Genomic DNA, 7,960 nt, shown 5'->3' with positions numbered 1-7,960 from the left:
CTGATCCACGCCGTCCCCGCCGGAGCGCCCTCGCGCCGTCTGGACCTGGATGGCGCGCTCAACGACGAGCAGCGCGCGGCCGTCGAAGCAGGGGAGGGGCCTGTGCTCGTGATCGCCGGGGCAGGCTCCGGCAAGACGCGCACGCTCACGTACCGCGTGGCGCGCATGCTGGAGCGGGGCGTCCCGCCGTCGTCGCTGCTGCTGCTCACGTTCACCAACAAGGCCGCGCGCGAGATGATCCGCCGCGTGGAGGAGCTGGCCGGCGGCTTCGCGGACGTGGGCAGTCTCCTCGGCGGCACCTTCCACCACGCGGCGCACGTGCTCCTGCGCCAGCACGCGGGCGCGCTGGGCTTCTCCACCGGCTTCACGGTGCTGGACCGCGAGGACGCGCGCGACCTGATGGCCACGTGTCTGGCGGAGCGGAAGCTGCGCAGCGACAAGCGCTTCCCGCGTCCGGACGCGCTGTTGGACCTGGTCTCCCTTGCCACCAACCTCCAGCAGCCCGTGTCTCAGGTGCTGGTGGACCGGCGCAGGGAGATGCTGCCCGTGGCCCCGGAGGTGTTCGCCACCGCGCGCCGCTTCCAGCAGCGCAAGGCGCAGCTGCACCTGATGGACTACGACGACCTGCTGGCGCACCTGAAGCGGCTCCTGGAGGACCACCCGTCCATCCGCGCGGAGCTCACCGGGCGCTTCCAGGGCGTGCTCGTGGACGAGTACCAGGACACGAACCGCCTCCAGGGCGACCTCGTGGACCTGCTCGTGGGCGAGCGCCGCAACCTCACCGTCGTGGGCGACGACTGCCAGTCCATCTACAGCTTTCGGGGCGCGGAGTTCACCAACATCATCGACTTTCCCCAGCGCTACCCCGGCTGCGGCATCTATCCGCTCACGCGCAACTACCGCTCCACGCCCCAGGTGCTGCGGCTGGCCAACGCCGTCATCGCGCGCAACACCCGCCAGTTCCCCAAGGCGCTCGTGTCCGACGGCGCCCCCGGCCCCGTGCCCCAGGTGGTGCCCACCCGCGACGTGAAGGCCCAGGCCGCCTTTGTCGCCGAGCGCATCCTGGAGCTGCGCGCCCGGGGTGAGCGTTTGGAGTCCATGGCGGTGCTGTACCGCGCCCACCTGCACTCGCTGGAGCTCCAACTGGAGCTGACGCGCCACGGGCTGCCGTTCCGAGTGCGCTCCGGGGTGCGCTTCTTCGAGCAGTCCCACGTCAAGGACGCGCTCGCCAACCTGAGATGGGCGCACAACCGGACCGACGAGCTGGCCTTCAAGCGGCTCGCGCGGCGGCTCACCGGTGTGGGCACCGCCAGCACGGAACACCTGTGGACCGCCCTGGCCGCGCTGCCCCCGGAGCTGTCCCTCGCGGACGCGCTGGCCCACCCGGAAGTCCAGGCCCAGGTGCCGCGCAAGGCGCAGGCCGGCTTCCAGCGCTTCCAGACCCTGATGACCAGGCTGTCCGCTGGAGGGGGCCAGAGCCCGGGGAGCCCGGGCGCGCTGCTCGCGGAGGTGCTGGCGGCGCGCGAGCCCCCGGCCACCCCGGACGGGGCGGACCCCCGCGCGGAGGACCTGCGCCAGCTCCAGGAGTTCGCCGGCCGCTTCGAGGACGTGCCCCGCTTCCTGTCCGCCATCGCCCTGGTGGCCGAGTTCTCCGCCCGGGCCGCCCTGGAGGGCGAAGGCGAGGCCCCGGACGACGTGCTCACCCTCACCACGGTCCATCAGGCCAAGGGGCTGGAGTGGCGGACCGTCTTCGTGCTGGGCCTCACCGACGGGCGCTTCCCCCTGTCGCTCGCCACGCGCGACCCGGAGAACGAGGAGGAGGAGCGCCGCCTCTTCTATGTCGCCGTCACCCGGGCCCGGGAGGCGCTGTGGCTCGTGTACCCCCACACCTCGCTGCCCCGGGAGGACGGACGGCTGCTGCTCACCCCGTCCCGCTTCCTGGCCGAGCTGCCGGGGGGCCCTGACGCGGTGTGTGACACCCTGCCGCCCCCGGAGCCCGACGGGCCGATCCGCCTGCGCGACCTGGGGCCGGATCCCGACCGGGAGCTGTAGGCCGGGCCCGGAATCAGCCCACCTGGTGGGCAGGCTGGCCAGAACTACAGTCAGGGAGGAAGCGTCCGCCTAGAAACGCGCACGCGACGCCTCGACGTGCTAGAGAGTGAGGACGGGCGCGGCCTCTCCCCCTGAGCCGTGCACGTTGACCTTCATGGCGGACAGACCTCGCATCGTCGGGATTGACCTGGGCACCACCAACACCCTGGTGGCGTCCGTGCGCAACCGCATCCCGAAGATCGTCCCCACGGACCGCGGCAACCTCATCCTGCCCTCCGTGGTCGCGCTGTCCGCCAAGAACGACCTGCTGGTCGGCGGCGTCGCCAAGGATCAGATGGTGACCAACCCCAAGAACACGCTCTGGGGCACCAAGCGTCTGATCGGCCGCAAGTACCATTCGAAGGCGGTGGAGGACCTCAAGGGGTACTTCCCCTACGACATCGTCGAGGACGCCAACGGGGACACCGCCGTCACCCTGGGCGGCAAGCTCTACACGCTGCCGCAGGTCTCCAGCTTCGTGCTGTCGCAGCTGAAGACCATCGCCGAGCAGTTCCTGGGCGGCCCCATCGACGCGGCCGTCATCTCCGTCCCCGCGTACTACAACGACAACCAGCGCAACGCGGTGAAGGAGGCCGGGCGGCTGGCCGGCTTCGACGTGAAGCGCATCGTCAACGAGCCCACCGCCGCGGCGCTGGCCTACGGGTTCAACCGGGGCCTGGATCAGAAGGTCCTCGTTTATGACCTGGGCGGCGGCACCTTCGACGTCAGCGTGCTGCACCTGGCCGGCAACGTCTTCGAGGTGCTGGCCACGGGCGGCGACTCCTTCCTGGGCGGCGCGGACTTCGACAACCGCATCATGGAGTACGTGCTGGAGCGCTTCCGCGACGAGACCAAGGTCGACCTGACCGAAAGCCCCATCGCCCTCCAGCGCATCAAGAACGCCGCCGAGGCGGCGAAGATCGACCTGACGCTCATCCCGAACGTCGTCATCGACCTGCCCTACATCGAAGAGCGCAAGGGCAAGCCGCTGGACCTGCGCATCCCGCTGACCCGCGACTACCTCAACAACCTCACCGGCGACCTGGTGGACCGCACCTTCGACATCTGCGACCGCGTGCTCGCGGAGAAGGGCATCAGCCGCTCGGAGATCGACGAGATCATCCTGGTGGGCGGCCAGAGCCGCATGCCGCTGGTGCAGCAGAAGATCCAGGCCCACTTCGGCAAGGCCCCGCGCAAGGGCGTGCACCCGGACGAGTGCGTGGCGCTGGGCGCCGCGCTGCTGGGGGATTCGCTGGGCAGCATCGACGCGGTGACGCTGCTGGACGCGCTGTCCATGCCCATTGGCTACGCGATGCCCAACGGCCGCGTGAAGCGCATCATCGAGAAGAACTCGCTGATCCCCATGGTGAAGAGCTTCCGCCTGCCGCCGCCGCAGCAGCCGGGCGCGCAGTTCATCGAGCTGGACATCTACCAGGGCGACAGCGACCTGATGGTGGACAACGAGTACCTGGGCACCGTCCGCGTGCCGGCCGCAGCCGCGGGCCGGAAGATCGACTTCCGCCTCACCGAGGAGTGTCTCCTCCAGGTGCAGGTGGAGGACGCGAGCGGCATGTCGCGCAAGGTGGATCTGGCCACCCGCGACACGCCCGAGCAGTTGAAGAAGGCCCTGCAGGAAGTCGCCTCGCGCAACACGCCGGCTGCTCCGTCGAGCAGCAGCGGGCCGAGCGACGACCGCGGCCTCTTCTCCAGCATCAAGAGCATCTTCCGTAGGGGGTAGGGAGGCGCGATGCCGAAGTTTCCGTCGAAGGAATGGCTGGACGAAGCCGTCCGGCTCACCAATGCAGATCCGGAGTGCGCCATCGCCGGCAAGGGATGGAAGGGCGACTTCGGGGCCGTCATCGAGGCGGAGAAGGGCAAGCTGGACACGTCCTTCGTCATCCACGTGGAGCCCGGGGACTGCGACATCAAGCGGGCCCGTGTGCTGTCGGATCCGGACGACCTGGACGAGCTGGAGCCGGTGTACCTGGCCCGCGCGCCGTACTCCGTCTGGAAGCAGCTCCTGCTGGGCACGCTGGACCCGGTGGAGGCGGTGCTCAAGCGCCGCATCTCCATGCGGGGGGACCTGCAGCCGCTCATCGAACGCATGCGCTACAAGGGCATCGCCGACCGCGTCTTCGCCGCGCTGAAGACCGAGTTCCCCGACGGCCCCTGAGGGCCAGAGGACCGCCACCATGGGCATCCGGGACGACTTGAAGAAGCAGGCGCTGGGGCTGTCCAGCATGGCCATGGAGAAGCTCATGGCCGACGAGAAGCGCGCCATGGCCCTGGCCCAGGCCATTGGCCGCGTCCAGCGCGGCAAGCAGGCCCTGGACCGCGGGCAGGAAGAGGTCATGAAGGCCCTGCACTTCGCGCCGAAGGGGGACTTCAAGGCCGTGGGGAAGCAGCTCGCGGGCCTCAAGCGCCGCCTGCGCGAGCTGGACGAGAAGCTGGAGGCGCTGTCGGAAGAGTCCTCCTAGAAAAGGCGTTGACACCTGCGCAGGCGAATGGCATTTACCGCCGCGTTCGTTGCGCAGCGGTCGCGCGGCGGGCGGCACAGACAGCAGGGCGCGTAGCTCAGCGGTAGAGCACTGCCTTCACACGGCAGGGGTCGCAGGTTCGAAACCTGCCGCGCCCACTCAAGAAAGGCCGTGAGTCCTCAGGGGCTCACGGCCTTTCGCTTTTCCACCTCCTGACAGTCGCCGTTCGCCGGGCGGAGCCGCCCGTTGGCTGCCGCACGCGGCCGGGCCGCAGTGTCGGGTTCCGGCGCAATCGGCGGGGGCGGGGCGTGGCCGGCGATCCGCGGTCTGTGCGACCTTCACGGCCGTGCCCAGGACATTGCGATTCACGTGGGATCAGCAGGGACGGGCGGTCGTGAGTGGCCTGCCGCCCGACGACGTGCTGGCGGACTACCTCGCCCAGGAGCTGCGGCCGGATGCGAACCGGGCGCAGGGGATGCTGCGCGAGCTGGCGGCGCTGCGGCAGGGACAGCGGGAGCGGTGGGACGTCACCGGGGAGACCTGGAGCGTGGAGCTCAACCGGGCCCGGGCCTCCATCCACAGCGAGGTGGCCATCCCCGGCCGCTCCCAGGATCTGCCCCTGGAGGAGTTCGAGGACGCCATCCGCTCCTGGCTGGAGTTCATGGAGCTCTCAAGAGCCCACTGAAAAAAGAGGCCCGAGCCCCCATGTGCTTCGAGGGCCCGGGCCCGGAGCCCCACACCCCATGGGACCCACAGCCGGAAAAAGTCTGGTTCCGCGGGAGCGTCAGCTCTTCGCGGGGGCCGCCGCGTCGCGGCTCACGTCTGAAGTCGCCTCACCATTGGGCGCGTGCGGAGGCGTGTTCCGGGCCTTCACCAGCGAGGCCACGATGCTGCCGCCCAGCACCAGCGCGATGACGCCCAGGGAGACGGCCGGGGACAGGTGCACCACGTCCACCAGCGCCATCTTCGCGCCCACGAAGACGAGCACGCCGGACAGGCCGACCTTCAGGTAGGAGAACTTCTCCATCGCCCCGGCCATCAGGAAGAAGAGCGAGCGCAGGCCCAGGATGGCGAAGATGTTCGACGTGAAGACGATGAACGGGTCGCGCGTCACCGCGAAGATGGCGGGAATGGAGTCCAGCGCGAAGAGCACGTCGGACGCCTCCACCAGCATCAGCGCCATCAGCAGCGGCGTCGCCAGCTTGCGGCCGTTCTCCACCGTGAGGAAGTGCTGCCCGTCGAAGTGCGGCGTGGACGGGATGACCCGCCGGGCGGTGCGCATCAGCCAGCCGTCCTCCGGGTGCTCCTCGTGGTTGCGCTGGATGAAGAGCTTCACGCCCGTGATGATGAGGAAGGCGCCGAAGACGTAGATGAGCCAGTGGAAGCGCTCCAGCATCGCCACGCCCGCGAAGATCATCGCCGCGCGCAACACCAGCGCGCTCAGGATGCCCCAGAAGAGGACCCGGTGCTGGTACAGGGCCGGGACCTTCATCGTGGAGAAGATGACGACGAAGACGAAGATGTTGTCGACGGAGAGCGACTTCTCGATGAGGTAGCCGGTGAGGAACTCCATGCCCGGCCCGGCGCCGTAGCGCCACCACAGGAAGGCGTTGAACACCAGCGACAGGCTCACCCACACCGCGCTCCAGGCCCCGGCCTCCTTGAAGCTCACCGTGTGAGCCTTGCGGTGGAACACACCCAGGTCCAGCGCGAGCATCGCGAAGACAAATGCGATGAAGCCGCCCCACATGATGGGGCTGCCGATGGTTTGGAATGATTCCAAGACGTTCACCTGGGAAAGGCACGGGGAGCCAACCCCTCTCAAATAGGAGGGCGGGCTATCTTCGGCAAATAGAGAATCCGGACGCGATACTTCGGGAAAACGGAAGTATCACCGGAGGCAGGCGTCCCGCCGGGGGCTCTGGCGGCCCTTGTCGCCAGGGGAAGTGTTCACTTCCTCCGCGGTTTGAAAGACCCCGGCTGGAGAACGCTTTCACCGGGCCGTTGAGACCAGCCGAGCGCTCGAACCGCCCGTGGCACGTGCGCCCGGAGGCGTGGAGCGTGGGTGACGAGGCCGCCGGCGAAGGCGTCGCGGCCGTTGCCCGTCTCGAGGGCCCCCGTGCACGGAAACCCCCTGCCCGATGCGGAACCGATTTGTCTTCACGTCCAGCGCGCTGCTGCTGGCGCTTCATGCTTTTGGTTGTGGCGCGAGCCCCGAAGGCGACACGACGCCCCCGACCGACGAGGTGAGCACCCCCGCGCCCAGTCCTGCCCCTGGCGTCCCTGCCACGCCCACGCCGGCCCCCGAGCCGGAGGGCACGCCGGAGCCCGTCCCCTCGGAGACGGAGGCCCCGCCGGACCCCACGGTGCCCACGCCCACGCCCACCGCTCCGCCGGAGGACACGCCGGCCCCCGCTCCTTCGGGTGTGGACGGCTTCGGCGTGACGATGCTGTACCCCTCACTGCCGGGCGGTGAGTCCTGGGCGCTCGCCGACAACGCGACGGCGGACAAGCGCTTCGATCCCCAGGGCACCATCACGCGCAACGCGGACGGCTCCTGGAAGATGAAGAGCACGAAGGTGCGCATGAGCGCCTTCCCGGCCTCGGGCTACGACGCGAAGCAGATCTCCACGTATGACCGCGACGTGCTGGCGAGCCGTGGCTACATGCAGGCGGCCAACGACTGGAAGAACATCGAGATGACCGGCTTCGTGAAGGTCAACGCGGTGAACAACAACCAGGACAACTTCGCCTGGTACGCGCGCGGCGGGAAGCACAACGACAACAACTCCGGCTGCGAGGGCAGCAGCTACAAGGGCGGCCTGCACTACGACGGCCGCGTGCGCTGGGAGAAGGAGACCTGGCACGTGTCCTACGACCAGGCGCCGTACAAGCCGGCCACCTCCGCGCTGAAGGGCCGTTGGGTGGGCTTCAAGGCCGTCATGCACAACGTGCCGGGTGCGAAGGGCGGGGACGCGGTGAAGCTGGAGCTGTACCTCAACGACAACGCCGACAAGGTCACCTGGACCAAGGTCTACGACATGACCGACGACGGGAAATGGGGCGGGGACGCCCAGCACTGCGGTGGCTCCGTGGGCGCCATGCCCATTACCTGGGGCGGCCCCATCGCCACGTTCCGCTGGGACAACGCCACGGACGTGGACTTCAAGTGGCTGAGCGTCCGGGAGATCTGTACCGCACCGGATTGTTGAGACACCAGGTTGGTTGTAATCAGGCCGCCTGCTTCGACTGCATCAGCGCTCGCCGGGCCTGACTCGGCGAGCGGAAATGGTGGCGCTCCAGCAGCCAGTGCTCGTTGTACCGGTGGGCCCACTCCAGCAGCGCCTGTCGGAGTGCCTCCACGGTGGAGAAGGTGCGTACCCAGAGCAGTT

7 protein-coding genes and 1 tRNA gene are annotated in these 7,960 nt (G+C 69.0%); 7 read left to right on the top strand and 1 reads right to left on the bottom strand.

Translation table 11 applies throughout. The features are described 5' to 3' along the window. Nucleotides 1–3 precede the first annotated feature (3 nt). From D7Y21_RS38780 to D7Y21_RS38755, 6 genes are all read left to right on the top strand, one after another. Nucleotides 4–2,052 (top strand): ATP-dependent helicase, encoded by a 2,049-nt coding sequence (locus D7Y21_RS38780; protein ID WP_370039902.1) that lies wholly within the window; start codon nt 4–6, stop codon nt 2,050–2,052. 154 nt (nt 2,053–2,206) lie between these two features. Next, entirely contained in the window at nt 2,207–3,829 is a 1,623-nt protein-coding gene (locus D7Y21_RS38775; protein WP_120568030.1) for an Hsp70 family protein, read from the top strand. A gap of 9 nt (nt 3,830–3,838) precedes the next feature. Next, on the top strand, nt 3,839–4,264 hold the full coding sequence (locus D7Y21_RS38770; RefSeq protein WP_120568017.1) for a hypothetical protein: 426 nt from the start codon (nt 3,839–3,841) through the stop codon (nt 4,262–4,264). A gap of 19 nt (nt 4,265–4,283) precedes the next feature. Beyond that, on the top strand, nt 4,284–4,568 hold the full coding sequence (locus tag D7Y21_RS38765) for a hypothetical protein (protein WP_121718387.1): 285 nt from the start codon (nt 4,284–4,286) through the stop codon (nt 4,566–4,568). Between the two features lie 86 nt (nt 4,569–4,654). Further along, nucleotides 4,655–4,726 (top strand) — tRNA-Val (locus tag D7Y21_RS38760). A 236-nt stretch (nt 4,727–4,962) separates the two neighbouring features. Beyond that, nucleotides 4,963–5,253 carry a hypothetical protein gene (locus tag D7Y21_RS38755; RefSeq protein ID WP_199735582.1) on the top strand — a complete coding sequence of 97 codons (291 nt, stop codon included), beginning with the start codon at nt 4,963–4,965 and terminating at the stop codon, nt 5,251–5,253. A 99-nt stretch (nt 5,254–5,352) separates the two neighbouring features. On the opposite strand, the gene D7Y21_RS38750 is transcribed toward D7Y21_RS38755, so the two are convergent. Beyond that, nucleotides 5,353–6,318 carry a TerC family protein gene (locus D7Y21_RS38750; protein ID WP_370039901.1) on the bottom strand — a complete coding sequence of 322 codons (966 nt, stop codon included), beginning with the start codon at nt 6,316–6,318 and terminating at the stop codon, nt 5,353–5,355. Nucleotides 6,319–6,709: 391 nt separating this feature from the next. On the opposite strand from D7Y21_RS38750, the gene D7Y21_RS38745 reads away from it, so the two are divergent. Next, the gene (locus D7Y21_RS38745; RefSeq protein WP_121718385.1) at nt 6,710–7,780 is read left to right on the top strand and encodes a carbohydrate-binding protein; all 1,071 of its coding nucleotides are present in this window, start codon (nt 6,710–6,712) and stop codon (nt 7,778–7,780) included. Nucleotides 7,781–7,960: the final 180 nt, after the last annotated feature.

The sequence above is a fragment of the Corallococcus sp. AB045 genome (genome assembly GCF_003668895.1).
In the GTDB taxonomy this organism is placed as follows: Bacteria; Myxococcota; Myxococcia; order Myxococcales; family Myxococcaceae; genus Corallococcus; species Corallococcus coralloides.
This window is presented reverse-complemented; position numbering and strand designations above follow the sequence as displayed.

Coding starts and splice junctions, on each gene's coding strand:
- D7Y21_RS38745 (WP_121718385.1), top strand. CDS start 6,710: ATGCGGAACCGATTTGTCTTCACGTCCAGCGCGCTGCTGCTGGCGCTT.
- D7Y21_RS38770 (WP_120568017.1), top strand. CDS start 3,839: ATGCCGAAGTTTCCGTCGAAGGAATGGCTGGACGAAGCCGTCCGGCTC.
- D7Y21_RS38765 (WP_121718387.1), top strand. CDS start 4,284: ATGGGCATCCGGGACGACTTGAAGAAGCAGGCGCTGGGGCTGTCCAGC.
- D7Y21_RS38750 (WP_370039901.1), bottom strand. CDS start 6,318: ATGTGGGGCGGCTTCATCGCATTTGTCTTCGCGATGCTCGCGCTGGAC.
- D7Y21_RS38775 (WP_120568030.1), top strand. CDS start 2,207: ATGGCGGACAGACCTCGCATCGTCGGGATTGACCTGGGCACCACCAAC.